Here is a 16,862-nt window from a genome sequence, read left to right on the forward strand (position 1 = left end):
GTCGTCAATGGTCCCAGGAGATGAGCCGCCACCGCCCAAACGGTGCATCGCCGGGTTCCATGATGATCAGCCCCGTGTTCGGTAGCGGATACGCCTTCTCGATGGCGATCCCGGTGGCGTGGCGCGCGAACAACCGCATGGCTGAGGCGTGGGCGACGACTATCGCGTCGCCGGACGGCTGCAGGGCCATCTCCCGCAGCACGACGTTGTCGATGACTGACCGGTAGCGGCCGAGGAACGTGGTGATGTTCTCGCCGCCCGGGGTCATCCCCGTGGGATCGCCTGAGAGCGCCGCGAAATGGGCTGCCCGGAACGTCTCGATCGACGTCATGTCGGTGAGGTCCTCGAGTGTTCCGGCGGAGAACTCTTGAAGGCCCGGACGTATTGACATCGGTACGCTTCCGGGGGCGAGCCCAGCATGAATCTCGAGGGACTCGACGAGTAGCGCACCGGTAGTCCTCGCGCGGATCGCTTCAGAAGTGTGTACTCCTGTGAGCCGACCGGGATCGCCATGGCGTGCACCGACTATGTCGGCGAGTCGTCGGCCCACCTCGGTGGCCTGGTTCCGGCCGCGCTCGGTTAGGGGAGCTCCCGGGGGGCGGGTATCCAGCGCATGCCGGATGTTCGCTGTCGTCTCACCGTGTCGGACCAGAATCAGGCGTCCGGTCATCGTTTCCTCCTCGTGTGGAACTAGTTCAGAGTCATCGTGGCGGTGTACGAGTCCTGAGCTTTTCAGTACCGCTGTGTTCTGCTCCGACCTCCCGGCGCGAGTGTCGAATCAGTGACGCCACTTTGATGAGCATCGGGATCAAGACGAGAGAGACACCGACGACGATGACCCAGTGCATGTACTCCTGTACGACGGGAACCTCTCCGAGAAGATACCCGGCCGAGGTGATCCCCGCGCCCCACAGCACACTGCCGATAACCGAATAGAAGGTGAACGTCCGGTGCGGCATGGATGAGAATCCGGCGATCACGGGGGTCACGGTACGGATGACGGCGACGAACCGAGCGAGGGTCACCGTCGCAGGCCCGAAGCGATCAAAGAAGTGGTTGGTACGTTCGACAGCCTCGGGACCTATCCACTTCATCGCCTGCGAATCCAACACCCTGGGGCCGTACCGTCGACCTATGAGGAATCCGAGTTGGTCGCCGAGTATCGCGGCGAGCGGGATCCCAATGAGTAGGACCCACAGTGGTGCAAAAGAGTTTTCCGCGTGGGCCATGATGCCCGCCGTGAAGAGCAGCGTGTCCCCGGGGAAGATGAAGCCGATGAGCAGCCCGGTCTCCATGAAAATGACAACTAGTATGCCGAGCAACCCAAACGAGTTGACCAGTGTGTCCACGTCGAACATTACCGGCCACCCGCTCTCCATCAGTTGTTCCATGCTATGAGACGCAACGGAATCGATCCACCTTCGAGGTGGCTGTCCCTCTGATGATACGACACGATTCCGGGCGACGTTACCCGGGGCGTTTCCGAAGGACCGGCGCTGATGTACCCGGACCCGTGTTCTAGATCTCCGTCATATCGACGTACCGGGTCTCGTGCATGCAGCGGATCGCTATGAGGGAGATCACTGAGACCACGACCAGGTAAGCACCGACGGATGCCACACCGAATGCCGCGACCAGTGCGGTGGCGACGAAGGGGGCGATCGCCGCTCCGAGGATGGATGCCAGATTGTAAGCGATTCCGGAGCCGGTGTACCGGACGTTGGTGGGAAACAGCTCCGGTAGAACCGCGGACATGGGGCCGAAGATCAACCCCATGATGAACATGCCGATGGTCAGGAACGCGAGGGTACTCCCGGTGGTTGCAGTGTCGGGGCTCAGGAATAGCGGAAAGACCAGACCGAAGCCGATCATAAACAGTGACACGATGCTCAGCGTTCGGCGGCGGCCCCGGGAGTCCGCCAGCCGTCCGGAGAAGACGATGCCGACGATGAACGCGAAGATGGAGATCAGCTGGATCTTCAGGAAATCGGTGTAGTTGATCCCCAGTCCTAGTCCCTTCTCCCGTGGGCCGATCCCGTAGGAGAGGACCCAGGTGGTGACGAGATAGAAGAGCGTGTAGCAGCTGACCATGATGAATGTTCCGAGTACCAGGGGACGGAAGGACGTACGGAACACCTCGGCGACTGGAGCGTTTACCTTCTTGCCGCTCTGGACAGCCCTGGTGAAAACCGGGGTTTCCTCGAGTTTGAAACGGACGTAGAGGCCGATGACGACCATGACCGCTGATAGCAGGAAGGGAATACGCCAGCCCCATGTCATGAAAGCACCGGTGGTGTCGCCGTTGGTATGTCCGAGTGTGCTCACCAAAATCAAGAAGAGTCCGTTGGCGGCGAGGAATCCGAAGGGTGCTCCGAGTTGGGGCCACATCGCGGCCCACGCACGCTTGCCCTCTTCGGCTGTTTCTGTCGCGAGCAGTGCTGCGCCGGACCATTCGCCGCCCAGACCCAGTCCCTGACAGAAGCGCATGAGCGCGAGCAGTGCGGGCGCGAGGACGCCCGCCATCGCGTAGGTCGGTAGGATACCGATGAGGAAGGTCGCGATGCCCATGGTGAGTAGCGATGCCACGAGAGTGGCCTTCCTGCCGATCCTGTCGCCGAAATGACCGAACAGAACCGAACCGAGGGGACGGCCCAGGAAGGCGAGTCCGAAGGTTGCGAAAGAGGCGAGGAGCGCAACGGTGTGGTCCTCGTTCGCGGGGAAGAACAGGTAGGGGAAGACCGCTACGGCAGCGCTTGCGTAAGCGTAGAAATCGTAGAATTCGACGGTTGTTCCCACCAGTGAGGCGATAACGATCCGGCGTCGCGTGCGCCGGTCGAAGGCCGGTTTCCTGGTGGGGGTCGTGGTGGTTGTTTCGGGCATGACTGGGATCAGTCCTTCGTACTTGAGGAGCATCGACGGGCTCCCATCCGGTGGTGTTACGGATGTGTGGGGGAGGGCGTCGTGTGGTGGAGGCGTACGGGTACTGCGGTGGTTGTTCCGCGATCGCCAGACAATACCTTAAGCCATAAAGTCCAACACGTGGAACACCACTCCCACTTTTTGGTATAGCCCGTATGGTCAACTCTCAGAAACGGGACCGTCTGCCCCCGTCCGTATTCCCCGGTGCGGTCATCCCGATCGTTTCTCCGCCTCCCTGACTATGTTGCGGGCCATTGTCGGGAATATGAACTGGTGGAAGGGGAGTATCGAGTACCAGTAGGCGAGTCCTGTGAGACCCTTCGGGAAGAAGATCGCGCGCTGGTTGTAGAAGACCGACCCCGTCTCGTCCTCGTCGGCGCGGAGTTCCAACCAGGCGTCACCGTTAACGCGCATGTCAGCTCGGAGAAGGAGGCGTTCGGGCCGGGTGATCTGCTCCACGGTCCACCAGTCGAGGACGTCCCCCACCCGAAGGCGGTTCGGAGATCTTCGTCCACGGATAAGTCCCGGCCCCTGGGCGAACTGGTCGAGAACTCCACGAATTCGCCACAGTAGTGGAACTGAGTACCAGCCGTTCTTACCACCAACCGATTCGATGACCGAGAATAGGTTCTCGCGGGACGCCGTGGTGGTGAGCGTGCGTTCGTCGACGAACACCTTCCTTCCGGTCCACTCGGGGTCGCTCGGGAGCGGTTCGGCGGCAGTCGTGCGGTCGTCCGTCCAGAATGTCTCGACAGAATCCGAGTCGATGTCGGACAGCGCGAGGCGAATCGAGTCCGGGTAGTCGGTGAGTCCCCCGTCTGGTTGTGCTATCACCCCGTCGATATCCCGTTCGCTGACCACTGCGTCGACCGCCAGGGACTGGATCAACGGTTTCGCGATTCCGGCGGGAACCGGCGTGACCACCCCGACCCAGTGCGAGGCGAGGCGGGGGGTGAAGACAGGAACCGGGATCATGGGGCGTTGCCGCAGCCCTGCGATCCGGGCGTATCCGTTCATCATCTCGCCGTAGGTGTGGCTCGCGGGGCCGCCGATGTCCCAGGTCCGTGATCCGGGGAAATCAGCCGTCGCCGATGCGGTCAGATAGTAGAGAACATCGTCGATCGCGATCGGTGTGACCCTGTTGTGGACGAACCGTGGCGTTATCATCGCCGGCAGTCGGTCGGTGAGGTGCCGGATCATCTCGAACGAGGTCGAACCTGATCCGACAACTATTCCGGCCTGCAGCACTACCGCGGTGAGGTCCGATTCGAGGAAAGCGTCGCCGACGGCGTGGCGCGAATCCATGTGGGACGAAGACCTACGAGGGTCGCGGAGCCCCGACAGGTAGATGATGCGGTCGACTCCCGCCGCCTCCGCGAGACGCACCATCGAACGGGCGCAGTCCAGTTCCACTTCGGCGAAGGCATCCGCTTCGCCCATCGAGTGGACGAGGTAGTAGATCACGTCGATGCCGTCGCAGCAGCCGCGCAGCGATTCCGCGTCACTGAGATCGCCGCGGAATACCTTGACCTCCCCGGCCCACGGCACCCCGGTGAGCCGTTCGGGATCGCGCACAAGGACACTGACCCGGTGCCCGGCTCGGAGGAGCCGGGGGACGAGCCGCCCACCGATGTAGCCGGTTGCTCCGGTGAGAAGAATCGAACGTGGTTCCAGTCTGCAGGTGTCCATTCCGTTAATGATATCAATATAGAGAACTGCGAGTCAGGGGGTGATCACGGGGCGCGACGCCTTCTCCAGGAGACACGCCACGCTCTGATAGGGCTTACCCGCGATCATCTCGAGCCCCATCTCGCAGGTCCGGTTGTCGGAGACGAACGCGTCGAAGTGCCCCGTGAGTCCGGCGCGTTCCTCACGGGTGGCCGATTCCACCAGCTCCGGGTGCAGCAGGCCACGGTCACCGGCGGTACCGCAGCAGGTCGCCTTGTCCGGTACGACGACCTCATCGGCGGCCCTCCGGACGAGGGCGACGAGATCGTCGTTGAGCCCCATGTGGGTGGTCGAGCAGGTGGGGTGAACCGCGACCCTCCCCATCGAATCGGTGAATGTGAGTCCGTCCACGACATCATCCCGCAACCAGTCGACGACATCCAGGATCCGGATCCGGGAGAAGTTCTCCGCGAGCTCACCGTCGAGGGCCCCGGGAACCTGCTCCAAGAGCCCGTGTGTACAGCTCGCGGCGTCGACGACCACAGGCAGCGCACCACCGTTGGTCCATCGCCACAGATCGGTGGCTATGGCCCGGGCACGGTCCTTGAACCCCCTGGTGTAGCCCTTCGACGACCATGGCGTGCCGCAGCAGTTGCCCTCCACGTCGCCGGGGATCCACACCGGTCGACCCGACCTGCGGCCGAGTTCCACGATGGCGCGCGGGAGTTCCAGCTGGTCCGACGGCGCGCCGTGGGGGCGGCCGAAGATCCGGTTGATGCAGGCGGGGAAGTAGACGGCGCTGGCGTTCTCACGCTCGGTGACCGGCATCCTCCGGGATGCGGCGTGCGGCAGCTTTCCCGGAATGGTTGGCAGGATGTCGGATGAGATCACCGCCCTGCCCGCGTTCGCGACGCCCCGCAGCGCGCCGGTTCCGGCGACACCGTCGAGAAGCTCCGCGGCCTTCACCCCGCCCCGGGCCGCCCGCTCGAAGTGCCGGAAGTTGCGTGCCGTCCCCAAGGCGATGTGCTCGGCGGTGCCGTCGTGTTCGGCGGCGCGGAACATCTTCATGACCTTGCCGGTGTCGATGCTGATCGGGCACGCCACGGCACACGTCCCGTCGGCGGCGCACATCTCGACGGCGTCGTACTCGTACTCCTGCTGGAGTTTGGCCAGCAGTTCGCTTCCCTCGGGCTGGCGGGCCATCTCCCTTCGCAGGACGATGCGCTGCCGCGGGGTGACCGTGACGTGCCGTGAGGGGCAGATCGGTTCGCAGAAGCCGCATTCCACACAGGCGTTGATCTCGTCCTCGACCCTGGGGAAGGACTTGAATCGCTGGAGGTGGATGTCCTGGCTCCGGGTGAGCTTCACGTTCGGGGCGAGAATGCCGCGGGGATCGATGAGTTCCTTCACCCGCCACATCAGTTCCCAGGCGTGCTCACCCCACTCGCGCAGAAGGAAGGGAGCCATGTTGACGCCGGTGCCGTGCTCGGCCTTCAGCGACCCCTGGTACTCGTCGATGACGAGTCGGGCGAGATCATCGAGGAAATTCGCGTAGTGCGCGCGCTCCCCGTCGTCGTCCAGGCGGGGGAGCAGGAAGAAGTGCAGATTGCCGAATGCGGCGTGGCCCATGACCATCTCCGGGTAGCCGTAGCTGGAGAGCAGGTCCAGAAGATCCGCGGCCCCCTGTCCGACCTCGGCGGGCGGGAAGCAGACGTCCTCGGTGATCAGGGCCGTGCCCTGCGGGCGATCCCCACCGATCAGCCCGAAGAGGCCGTTCCGGATCTTCCACGCACCGCGCTGGCCCTCCGGTGTGCGGTCGAAGGACAACGGGGAGAGCAGCTCCGCATCGGCGAGGACGTCCTGGGCCGCGGCGATCGCCCGTTCGAGCTCCTCCTCGGAGGTCCCGCCGACCTCTAGGAGGAGTGCCGCGGTGTTGTCGTCGATGTCCGCCCACTCGGCGGGAGCCTCGCGGAAGTTGTCGACGGAGCGCTTCAGCACCGGAGCGACGAGCAGCTCACAGGCCTGCGCACCGGTGTCCATCAGTGGCGCGACATAGGAGGCCGCCTGCCGCAGGTCGGGGAGCATCACCCAGGCGACCGCCTTGTACCGCGGCAGCTCGATGGTGCGGATCACGGATTCGGTGATCGCGCCGAAGATCCCCTCGGACCCCACCATCAGGCGCATGAGGATGCGGACGGGGGTGTCCTCATCGAGGAAAGCGTCGAGGCGCAGTCCGTTGGTGTTCCGGATGGAGAACTTCCTGCGCAGGAAACCGACCAGCTCCTCGTCCCGGCGGATCTCGTCACGCAGCGCGAGTAGACCGGCGACGAGTTCGGGTTCGGCGGTCGCCAGTTTCTCCCCCGCGTCGGGGTCCGTGGTGTCGACGATTGTGCCCGAGGGGAGGACGAAGGTGGCCTCCTCCAACGTGTGGTAACTGTCCCGTTCGAGGGAGCAGCGCATTCCCCCGGCGTTGTCCGCGAGGACGCCGCCGATGGTGCACACGGACGTCGAACCCGGATCGGGGCCGATCATGTGGCCGTGCCGTGCGAGGACCGCCTGTGCGTCCCCGAGGACGACACCCGGTCGCGACCAGATGCGCTTCCCGCCGTCGCGTACCTCCATACCGGTGAAGTGGGTCTTGACGTCGACGAGGATGTCCTCGCTCATGGCCTGCCCGTTGAGGGAGGTTCCGGCGGCCCGGAACGTGATTTTCCGGTCGTTCCGGGACGCGAAACGCATGAGTCTCGCGAGGTCGTGGGCGTTGCGTGGCCGAACCACGATCTGCGGGACGGTGCGGTACGGGCTGGCGTCCGAGGCGTAGCGGATGAGGTCGCTGACCCTGCCGGAGACGTTCTCCTCGCCGAGGAGCGTCTGCAGTGCCTTGAGCAGGGGAGCGGGAGCACCGTTCACGCGGTCGGCGGGTACGGCGTCCGGCTGTGGGACGGCGCCCTCGGGCCGCCCGATACGACTGGGATCCGGGGTCAGCAGCTTGTTCATGGATGAAGTCTAACGCGCATGAAATGACATTCGGCATCACACTCCGACGACTCTCAGGGTCCGAGAGAATTAGGCTGACCTTGGTTTATGTGGATATGCGCCCCCACGAACGGAAAAATGAAACCATGTCGGGAACTGCGTTGGGGGTAATTTAAGGGGGTGGTTTTGGGGTGGTTTGTTCAGGTGACGGTGATCGGTCCACTACCGTGATTCGGAGTTGCAGAGCCGGTGCCACACCCCGCACCCGCAGCTGACGTCCACCGGACACGCCGTCACCCCGGCCCCGGAGCACGACCACACCGCGGACATACCGCGCGGTGGGTTAATACCGTGCCCGTACCGTCGGACACCGCGAAGAGATCACCAGTGGAAGGAAATACCGTGTCCCTTCTGGACAGTCACAGTGCGCCGCATCCGCCCGAGACGGCCGACATGGAGGAACGCTCGGCGACGCTCGCCGTACTCGCGTTCCCGGCGGTCGTCATCATCGGCGCATTCATCGCCTATCTCATGCCGGACACGTTCATCCCGCTGAAGTCCTGGATCTCGCCCGGACTCATGGTCATCATGTTCTGCATGGGGCTCACCCTCACCCTGCCCGACATCGGAACGGTGGTGAAACGACCCTGGCCGATCTTCCTCGGGGTCGTCGCCCAGTACATCGTTATGCCACTGTCCGCCGTCGTGGTCGCCAAGGCACTCAACTTCGGACCGGAGGTGGCGGTCGGCCTCCTCATGCTCGGATCTGTCCCCGGCGGCACGGCGTCGAACGTCATCGCCTATCTCGCCAAGGGGGACGTCGCACTGTCCGTCGCCATGACCAGTGTCTCGACGCTGTTGTCACCGATCGTCACCCCGATGCTCATGCTCTATCTCGCCGACGCCCAGGCTGACGTCGACGCAGGGGGAATGACCTGGTCACTGGTCAAGACGGTACTCATCCCGGTCGGCCTCGGTCTCATCCTCAGGGTGTTCTTCGACCGCTTCGTCAACATGATTCTCCCGGTTCTCCCGTGGTTGTCCATAGGCACCATCGGAATGGTCCTCATGGTCGTCGTCGCACTGTCCGCCGACAAACTCGCGGTGGTGGGGCTCGTCGTCCTGCTCGGCGTGATCATCCAGAACCTCCTCGGCTACGTCGTCGGCTACTACGCCCCGAAGCTGCTGGGTCAGAAGACCGCCGCGTGCCGGACCACGGCCATCGAGGTGTCCACCCAGAACTCCGGCCTGGCGTCCGCGATGGCGACCCAGTTCTTCAGCCCCGAGGCCGCGATCCCCGGCGCCATCGCCGCCATCTGGGCCAACGTCTCCGGAGCGCTCTACGCCGCCATCGTGCGCCGTATGCCCGTCAGGGACTGACCCCCGAGGGACGCCGCACACCCTGCCGCAGGGTCGGTTAGGACCGGAGGACCTCGACCACGGCCGCCAGCGCCCCAGCCGCCGCCGCGAGATCAGCGTCGGTGGTCTCCCGTCCCAGGCTGAACCGGAGTGCGGTGCGGGCGAGATTCTCCCCGACGCCCATCGCGATCAGGACCGGTGATGGGTCCTGGGATCCCGCGGCGCAGGCCGAACCCGACGAACAGATGATTCCGCGCCGTTCCAACTCAATCAGTACGGTCTCGCCGTTCACGCCGTCGATCGTGAAGGAAGCGTTGCCGGGCAGCCGACGGGTCGGGTGACCCGTCAGCCGTGCACCGGGAACCGTCGCCAGCACCCGCCCGATGAACCCGTCCCGCAGGCGCGTCATCCGTTCGGCCGTCGATGCGCGTTCCGACTCCGCGGAGACCAGGGCCGTGGCCAGGGCGACGGCGCCGGCCACATCCTCCGAACCGGAACGGCGGCCCCGTTGCTGGCCACCACCGTGGATCACGGGCTCCACGGGAAGGGACGAGCGGAGCCACAACAATCCGATTCCCCTCGGCGCTCCGAGCTTGTGCGCCGACAGTGACAGCGCGTCCACCCCGAGCACCGACGGCCGGATGTCCAGTTGCCCGGCGGCCTGCACTGCATCGGTGTGCAGTGCGACGCCGTGCCTCCGGCACACCGCGGACAGCGCCCGGAGATCCTGCACCGTACCCACCTCGTTGTTGGCCGCCTGAACCGACACCAGGGCCGTGCCCGGTCGGAGGAGAGCATCCAATTCCTCCGGATCAACCAGCCCCGTTCCATCACAGGTCAGGCGGTCCGTCCCGATGGCGTGGAACCTGTCCAGGTAGGCGGTGCTCTCCGACACCGCACTGTGTTCCAGGGGAGTGGTGACCACACGGGCCGATCGCCCTCCGCAGGCGGCACCGAGGGCGATGCCCTTGACCGCGAGGTTGTCCGCCTCCGTGCCTCCGGAGGTGAATATCAGCTCCTCGGGGCGCACCTCCAGTGTGTCGGCTATCGCACACCTGGCCGCGGTGAGCCCGGCCCGCGCGGCTTCGCCGACCTCGTGGTGACTGGACGGATTGCCGAACTCCGTGGTGAGGAACGGCCACATCGCACGCAGTGCCTCGGGACGTGGTGGCGTGGTGGCGGCGTGATCGAGGTAGATCAGGTCCGGACCGCTCACCGGGCGTCCCCGGAGGGTCGTACGGTCACGTCGAGCCCCAGGTCCAGGGACCGGACGCCGTGGGTGAGCGCACCGACGGAGATCACGTCCACCCCGGTCGCCGCGATGTCTCCGACCGTGTCCAGACTGACTTGCCCCGAGGCCTCGACGACCACCGCACCGCCGATGAGGGCCACGCCCTCCCGAAGCTGCGCCAGGCTGAAGTTGTCCAGCATGATGGAGTCGACACCTGCCGCGAGGACATCCGGGATCTGGTCGACGCGGTCGACCTCCACCTCGATGTGGGTCGTGTGCGGGAGCCGGGAACGCGCCGCCCGGAGAGCCCCGGTCACCGAGACACCCTCGGCGAGCAGGACCGCCAGATGATTGTCCTTGACCATGACCGCATCGGACAACGTGGCCCGGTGGTTGTGGCCGCCACCGTCCCGGACGGCCTTCTTCTCCAGCAGGCGCAACCCTGGGGTCGTCTTGCGGGTGTCGACGATCCGGGCCCCGCTACCGGCCACGGCGGCCACGTACCGCGAGGTGAGCGTGGCGATCCCCGACATACGCTGCACGAAGTTCAGACCGATCCGTTCCGCACGCAGAACCGACCTGGCGGAGCCGGACACCTCCGCGAGAACCTCACCGGAGGAGAAGACGGCGCCGTCCGCCACCCGGACATCGACCTGTGTACCGGGATCGACGCGCAGAAAGGCGGCGGTGAATACCGCGCCGCCCGAGAACACCCCGTCCTCACGGGCTGTGAGCGTCGCGGTCGCACGGGCGTCGACCGGTATCAGCGTCTCGGAGGTCAGGTCGCCCCACGGGGCGTCCTCGCTGAGGGCGTTGTCGATGATCCCGTTGATCTGAGCTGCCGTCGGATACACGGTCAGTTCCCCTTTCCACTGGTTGATCCGGCCGTCGGGCGGGGTGCGACGGACAGCATGCGTTCAAGGGCGACCCCCGCCTTTTCGGCGGTGTCCGGGGCGACGGTGATGCGGTTGACGGTGTCACCCTCTACGAGGGACTCCAGTACCCACGCGAGATACCCCGGGTGGATCCGGTACATGGTCGAGCACGGGCAGACCACCGGATCCAGGCAGAAGATGGTGTGCTCGGGGTGCTCGGCGGCCAACCGCTGGACGAGATTGATCTCGGTGCCGATCGCGAACACCGACCCCGGGGGAGCGGCGTTGATCGCCCTGACGATGAAGTCGGTGGAGCCCGCGGAATCCGCGGCGTCGACGACCTCCATCGGGCACTCCGGGTGCACGATGACCTGGGCATCCGGATATTCGGCGCGGGCACGGTTGATCTGGCCGACGGTGAATCGCCGGTGGACGGAGCAGAAACCGTGCCAGAGCAGGATCCTGGCTTCGAGGAGTTGCTCCCGGGTGTTTCCGCCGAGCGGCAGGTTCGGGTTCCAGAGGGGCATCTGCGCCAGTGGGATTCCCCGGGCACGCCCGGTGTTGCGACCGAGGTGCTGGTCTGGGAAAAACAGGACGCGCTGACCGCGCTCGAACGCCCACTCCAGCACCGCGTCGGCGTTGGAGGACGTACAGACGATGCCACCGTGCTCACCGACGAATGCCTTCAACGCCGCCGACGAGTTCATGTAGGTGACCGGGATGACCGGGACGCGACCGTCGCGGTCGGTGGCCGAGTCGAAGATCTCCTCCACCTGCTCCCAGCAGTCGGTGACCGCATCAAGTTCGGCCATGTCCGCCATTGAACAGCCGGCGGCGAGGTTTGGGAGAATGACCTTCTGGTGAGGCGCTGAGACGATGTCCGCGGTCTCCGCCATGAAGTGGACGCCGCAGAACACGATGGCCTCCGCGGCGGGTCGGTTCCGTGCCGCGTTCGCGAGCTGAAAGGAGTCGCCGACGAAATCGGCGTGCCGCACGATCTCATCGCGCTGGTAGAAGTGTCCGAGGATGACGACCTTCTCGCCGAGCGCCGCTTTCGCCGCGTGGATCCGATCGTGGAGTTCTTCGTCGGTGGCCTTCCGGTACCCGGGTGGCAGACTGCCCTGGCGGGGAGCGTCGTTGGGGAACGGATCCGACATTGATGCGCCGGGCCCGTACCCGGGCATGGAGTCGAATGCCCAGGGGTCCTCGGTGAGTGCACTGCTGCAGGAGGATCCGGCGCGGGCACCCGCCGTGATCAGTTGTAGCGTCCGATCCACGGAAGCTGGTTCGCGCAGGCCGGTTGATTCTGGGGTGGGCATGATGTCTCGGTCCTCTGGTCGTTCGGTTTTGGGTGGTCGGTGCGGTACTACGGGCGGGCTGAACCCGGAGTGCGGTAGCTGTAGAGTTTGGGCGGCCGGTGGGGTGTTCCGGTGAGCACCTGTCCGGTGTCGATGAGGTCGGGGGAGGAGGTTATCGAGCGACGGAAGTTCGCGGGGTCCAGGGGATGTCCGAGGATGGCCTCGTGGACGTGCCGTAGTTCGGTGAGGGTGAATGTGTCGCCGAGGAATGACCGGGCGATGGCCGAGTATTCGACCTTGGTTCGCAGGCGGTCGAGTGCGTAGTCGACGATCTCCAGGTGATCGAAGGCGAGGTCGGGGAGATCCCCGGCGGGAAACCACCGGACATTCTCGTGTTCCCCGGCGTGCTGTGCTTCGTCGGTCCGGAGCAGGGCCCAGTAGACGACGGAGACGATCCTGCCGGTGGGGGATCGATTCACGTCACCGAAGGTGTAGAGCTGTTCGAGATAGCTGGGGCGGAGGCCGGTGGTCTCCGCGAGCGTGCGGGACGCGGCATCCTCCAGACCCTCATCGGCGGGGAGCCAGCCTCCCGGCAGTGCCCATTGACCGAGATGCGGATCGCGGGTGCGTCTGACGAAGGGGGTCCACAGGGATGGTGTGGCTTCGGGCTCCGGGCGAAGCGCGAAGATCACGGTGGATACAGCCAGTCGGGTGTCGGGCGCGGGCACCGTTCCTCCTGTCGTCAGTCTTTTGGTCAGAATGACCTTTAGCGGTGTTAATTAGCTTACAGTCAAATCGACCTAAAGGGTGGTGGGGATCGCGGATTGGTACAAAAAGAGCATCATTGGCGGCTCGGTCTTCCGGTTCGGGGCCGGAATCACCTTTTTGGCGGGCCGCTCGTGACACCGGCCCAGTATGCTCGGGTCTGTGACATCGGCGGCGACCCCGACACGCTCGAATTGCAGGCATAGCGCGAAAGCCGCCTTGTCACCGCCACACCCTCCGCGAAGCGATCACCACCCGCCTCGATCATGGACATGTCGCCTGAGGCTCTCATGCACCTCGCGTCTCATCGCCGCTGAGCTTCGATGTTCGAATTGCCTGATAGCTGGCAGGGGGCGGTAATTCGCCTGATGTCGGGCGGCCGACGGGGTGGGTGCAGGAGTGGGGAAGGGGAGTATTTCGGTCATGTTTCCTGATATCTTGACACCACCCTTATAATTTATTCACCTTCTTCGGGAAGAAAGAAACAAGAACAATGCATCAATTCCTGGGCCTGGACAAAAAGTGGTCCGCAAGGGGAGTGTGCGGTGGCGGTAAATCGAATAAAAAATTCATTGCCTTGTCCGTGGTAACTGCCTGCGTAAATTTTTGATTTTTTCATGGCTTTTATCTGATATGTCAATTGGTCCCAATCTGACAGCACTGATAATTGCAACGTTGAGCGCGCTAAATCTGGCTCAGGTTCTCACCAATACGGGAGAAGGGCTATAAAACCGATCCCTGAAGGAAATTGCGGCCGCAAGCGCAGCCCGCTGCATGGTTTCACACCCACCAACTGCTGTGAAAAGTGCGGGTGAAATCACCGTTTCAAGAGTCAGTGGACGGTCTTCATGTTCCGGTAGCTTATATGCTCATGGTTAAACACCCGACAAAATGTCCCGAAGGATCTGGTCCAGTCAAATGGCAAGGCGGGGGTCGTTGAGGAGTTATCATCGATGTATCTGTGGGATGCTGATCGAACAAACAGCTGTTCCCGAAAAGTGATGGAATATCCTTACGTCTGAATGGGCGGGGGATGTGGTGCGGCGAGCGTATTTGCGAAAATGCGATCGAGACCGCAGGAGACAATTCCTGAGTGGCTATCAAATAACTGGCGTGTTCCTGTGCTTCGGCTGTTGATTGGGTCGTGTTCGCTGGCATTTTCCTAGCGGATCTCCGGTTGAGTCTGTTGCCGGGGGGACTGGATTGTGCGGCACAATTGAATGTCTGAATGGAACAGCCTGGCACTGCACTAGAGTTCCGTAATGGTAGATTAAACACTCCAATGCTCTGACTGGCGCATACAGCGACGTAGCGACGACCTAGCACCCAAATGTGCCGGGCGGTGTGATGTGTCAGAGCTTCCCCAGCTGTCGCCTGCGGCTGGATTTCCGCAGCCGCCCACACCGCACCGCGAGCGGGTCCCCGCACGCTGAGCAGTCCGAACGGTCCCTCCGGGAAACCAAGTTTTATGTCCGGGTAATGTCGGCGTTACTGCGGGGCCGGCGCGTGCACCATTGGTCATACTTCCGCCGCCACGTGCGCCACTTCTGATGTCGGTGCCGCGGGGCGCGGACCCCGGAGAAAGGTGGCGGTGTGGGGACGCTGACCGTGCCGGCCGGGCGACGTACGCCTGCCTGGCTGGCCACCGCCGGAGAATGTGCCCCGGCCGAGGATCTCGACCGGGCGTCGGCACTACGGCGGGACGGGGCCGTCGACAGTCCGGACGCTCAAGGGGTTCGGGGTGGAGGTTGCTCCTGAGACTATTTGTCGGGGCGGGGAGGTGCGCGCCTGGTGGGTAGCGGAGCTGGGAGCGGTGGCACGCGATGTTAAGTGACATAATGTACATTATCGGACAACAAGTGGTCAGAAAGTCACCTGGGTGGGGCCGCGTGTTGGTGGACGAGCCCGTGTCCCCAGGCAGCTCTCCGACATTGGCTCGTCGGTCGCCATTGTTTCGGGAGTAATGCCGTTCGTCGACTGTGGGATGCTCGTCGAGTTGGGCCGGGTGTCCGTGGTGTCCCGAAACGTCGGGTTTGTCACGGCGCATCCCCGCCACCGTCGCCTCCGGAGGGGTGCGACCGGCGGCATTCCGGAGTGGTCCGGTCATCGAACGAAAGGCCGATGGCCGGTGAAAAGACGATCAATGATTGTGTTGTTCCCCAGCTGCATCGCACTGCAAGCGACGCCTCCTTTTTGTCACTTGTGACAAAAAGGTTAGCACCGATTCTTTCGCTGAGCCGACTTCTCCGGATTCTTCCCGCCGGGTCCGGGTTGATCGGCGCGGATGCGGTCCCGTGTGCTCTGGGCGGTACGCAACTGGAATCCCGTCAGGACGAGAAGGACGACGCCGATCCCCGCGATCACCCACATCTGTGAGTACACGGTGTATCCCAGAAAACCGATCAGAATGATGATGCGGAACCAGAGCATCGGGATCATGCGGTGTGCCATGTGGCTCTTCCCTTACTTCTCGAAAACGAGACGGATGTTGATCTCGCCTTCTTCGGCGATGGTTGCCGCGACGAATTCCGGTGGGTAGATGTTGTAGTCGGTCCGGTCGATCTCGAGGACGCCAGCGACGATGACCCGCTCGCCGGTTCGGAGAATGTCGAAAGTCGGAACCACATCACGGGAGGTTCCGTGCAGCGTCAGCACCCCGGGGACCTCGGCGCTGGACATCGTGCCGTCCTCGGGAATGTCCGTGAGATCTACGGGACCCTTGACCTGGAATGTCGCCGTCGGGAAATCATCGGTGTGCAGGATGTTCTTCCGAACATTGATATCGCGTTTCTCGATGTCCGTCCTGATGCTCGTGGCGTCGGCGACGATCTCGCCTGTAGTGAGTTTACCGTTGTCAACGTCGAGGAAACCGGTCACTTTGTGGGTACTACCCGATGTGGTCTTCCGTTCACCGGGTAAAACCTCATTGAAGGTGAATCCGACTCCTGTTGTGTTCGCTCCGGATCCCGGCACGAGATTCCAGTGGCCGTCCACACCGGTCGATGCCGGAATGGCGTTCTCCGCGTTGATGCCACCAGTGCGGATACCCGGATTGGTGATGGCTTTGTACACCAGCGGTCCGACGCTCGCCAGCGAGATAACGATGATGGCGATGACGGTGAGCGCCACAAACGGCTTCTTGAGGGTTTCCATGTAACCTCTTCCGGTGTTCTTTACGTGAGGAGTTAGCGTAGATGTTCAGCGCGGCGCGCGATCGTGACGAGTTCTGCGCAGAGCCCCCGGATCTCGTCCGCGGGGGAATTCTCCTCCGCGGCTGTGGCGATGTCCTCTGCGGCGCAGCGGAGCTCGAAAAGCAGGTCAGTGAGGCGTTCCGCCTTCTCCGGGCGCATGATGACCGCGTCTTCGGGTATCGACGTTCCAGATACCCGGGTTCGCTGTTCATAGGCTCGCTGTCGACACGAATGGCTGCAGTATTTCCGCGGCCGCCCGCGACCTTGTTCGGGAACAGCTCCCTGGCACCATTGGCATGTCACCTGACGCCTGGCGATCGCTTCGTCACTCACTCCCCCAACCTTAGGGCCTGTTCGCCCCCATCATCAACAGCCACTCCGGACTCGGGTGTCCGGTCCGTGAAGCGGGGGCGGGAGGTGGCGTGCTCGGTGGTGGTCGTGAAGCATAGTCTAGAGCTATAGTGGTGTGGATAAACAGCCTTTCCGTCAGTCGACCCCGGATCAGCCCGATGACATAGAAGGCGGCGAACCAACCGGGCATGCCGGCTTCAGTCGAATCCTTCGGGGACAGTACGGCAGG

The 16,862-nt window shown here is 63.7% G+C and carries 13 protein-coding genes; 1 reads left to right on the plus strand and 12 read right to left on the minus strand.

The annotated features are described in order from the left end of the window. Positions 1-4: 4 nt before the first annotated feature. From JDV76_RS05410 to JDV76_RS05430, 5 genes are all read right to left on the minus strand, one after another. Positions 5-670 (minus strand): histidine phosphatase family protein, encoded by a 666-nt coding sequence (locus JDV76_RS05410; protein ID WP_198735869.1) that lies wholly within the window; start codon positions 668-670, stop codon positions 5-7. Between the two features lie 31 nt (positions 671-701). Further along, positions 702-1,391 (minus strand): DedA family protein, encoded by a 690-nt coding sequence (locus JDV76_RS05415; RefSeq protein WP_232958930.1) that lies wholly within the window; start codon positions 1,389-1,391, stop codon positions 702-704. Positions 1,392-1,518: 127 nt separating this feature from the next. Beyond that, the gene (locus JDV76_RS05420; RefSeq protein WP_198735870.1) at positions 1,519-2,880 is read right to left on the minus strand and encodes an MFS transporter; all 1,362 of its coding nucleotides are present in this window, start codon (positions 2,878-2,880) and stop codon (positions 1,519-1,521) included. A 249-nt stretch (positions 2,881-3,129) separates the two neighbouring features. Next, entirely contained in the window at positions 3,130-4,608 is a 1,479-nt protein-coding gene (locus tag JDV76_RS05425; protein ID WP_198735871.1) for an SDR family oxidoreductase, read from the minus strand. Positions 4,609-4,641: 33 nt separating this feature from the next. Beyond that, positions 4,642-7,584: an FAD-binding and (Fe-S)-binding domain-containing protein gene (locus JDV76_RS05430; protein ID WP_198735872.1), complete on the minus strand. Its 2,943-nt coding sequence runs from the start codon at positions 7,582-7,584 to the stop codon at positions 4,642-4,644. 381 nt (positions 7,585-7,965) lie between these two features. Between JDV76_RS05430 and JDV76_RS05435 the strand changes: the two genes are divergently transcribed. Next, positions 7,966-8,943: a bile acid:sodium symporter family protein gene (locus JDV76_RS05435; protein ID WP_248141032.1), complete on the plus strand. Its 978-nt coding sequence runs from the start codon at positions 7,966-7,968 to the stop codon at positions 8,941-8,943. A 37-nt stretch (positions 8,944-8,980) separates the two neighbouring features. On the opposite strand, the gene JDV76_RS05440 is transcribed toward JDV76_RS05435, so the two are convergent. From JDV76_RS05440 to JDV76_RS05470, 7 genes are all read right to left on the minus strand, one after another. Next, positions 8,981-10,138 (minus strand): cysteine desulfurase family protein, encoded by a 1,158-nt coding sequence (locus JDV76_RS05440; protein WP_248141034.1) that lies wholly within the window; start codon positions 10,136-10,138, stop codon positions 8,981-8,983. Next, on the minus strand, positions 10,135-11,007 hold the full coding sequence (gene nadC, locus JDV76_RS05445; protein WP_248141043.1) for a carboxylating nicotinate-nucleotide diphosphorylase: 873 nt from the start codon (positions 11,005-11,007) through the stop codon (positions 10,135-10,137). The genes JDV76_RS05440 and nadC overlap by 4 nt, the downstream gene beginning before the upstream one ends. A 2-nt stretch (positions 11,008-11,009) precedes the next feature. Beyond that, positions 11,010-12,347 carry a quinolinate synthase NadA gene (nadA, locus tag JDV76_RS05450; protein WP_198735873.1) on the minus strand — a complete coding sequence of 446 codons (1,338 nt, stop codon included), beginning with the start codon at positions 12,345-12,347 and terminating at the stop codon, positions 11,010-11,012. Between the two features lie 47 nt (positions 12,348-12,394). Continuing rightward, positions 12,395-13,054, minus strand: coding sequence for an NUDIX hydrolase (locus JDV76_RS05455; RefSeq protein ID WP_198735874.1), 660 nt, complete (start codon positions 13,052-13,054; stop codon positions 12,395-12,397). A 2,251-nt stretch (positions 13,055-15,305) separates the two neighbouring features. Continuing rightward, on the minus strand, positions 15,306-15,542 hold the full coding sequence (locus tag JDV76_RS05460; protein WP_198736477.1) for a hypothetical protein: 237 nt from the start codon (positions 15,540-15,542) through the stop codon (positions 15,306-15,308). A gap of 12 nt (positions 15,543-15,554) precedes the next feature. Further along, positions 15,555-16,244, minus strand: coding sequence for a YceI family protein (locus tag JDV76_RS05465; RefSeq protein WP_198735875.1), 690 nt, complete (start codon positions 16,242-16,244; stop codon positions 15,555-15,557). Between the two features lie 32 nt (positions 16,245-16,276). Further along, a complete protein-coding gene (locus JDV76_RS05470) occupies positions 16,277-16,600 on the minus strand; it encodes a hypothetical protein (RefSeq protein WP_198736414.1) in 324 nt (107 codons plus the stop codon). Between the last annotated feature and the right edge of the window lie 262 nt (positions 16,601-16,862).

It is taken from the genome of Corynebacterium marambiense (assembly GCF_016342275.1).
Classification (GTDB): Bacteria; Actinomycetota; Actinomycetes; order Mycobacteriales; family Mycobacteriaceae; genus Corynebacterium; species Corynebacterium marambiense.

What these genes read in the sequence shown, in the direction of transcription:
- nadA (WP_198735873.1), bottom strand. Translation starts at nt 12,347, where the DNA reads ATGCCCACCCCAGAATCAACCGGCCTGCGCGAACCAGCTTCCGTGGAT.
- JDV76_RS05410 (WP_198735869.1), bottom strand. Translation starts at nt 670, where the DNA reads ATGACCGGACGCCTGATTCTGGTCCGACACGGTGAGACGACAGCGAAC.
- JDV76_RS05430 (WP_198735872.1), bottom strand. Translation starts at nt 7,584, where the DNA reads ATGAACAAGCTGCTGACCCCGGATCCCAGTCGTATCGGGCGGCCCGAG.
- JDV76_RS05460 (WP_198736477.1), bottom strand. Translation starts at nt 15,542, where the DNA reads ATGGCACACCGCATGATCCCGATGCTCTGGTTCCGCATCATCATTCTG.
- JDV76_RS05465 (WP_198735875.1), bottom strand. Translation starts at nt 16,244, where the DNA reads ATGGAAACCCTCAAGAAGCCGTTTGTGGCGCTCACCGTCATCGCCATC.
- JDV76_RS05425 (WP_198735871.1), bottom strand. Translation starts at nt 4,608, where the DNA reads ATGGACACCTGCAGACTGGAACCACGTTCGATTCTTCTCACCGGAGCA.
- JDV76_RS05420 (WP_198735870.1), bottom strand. Translation starts at nt 2,880, where the DNA reads ATGCCCGAAACAACCACCACGACCCCCACCAGGAAACCGGCCTTCGAC.
- JDV76_RS05415 (WP_232958930.1), bottom strand. Translation starts at nt 1,391, where the DNA reads ATGGAACAACTGATGGAGAGCGGGTGGCCGGTAATGTTCGACGTGGAC.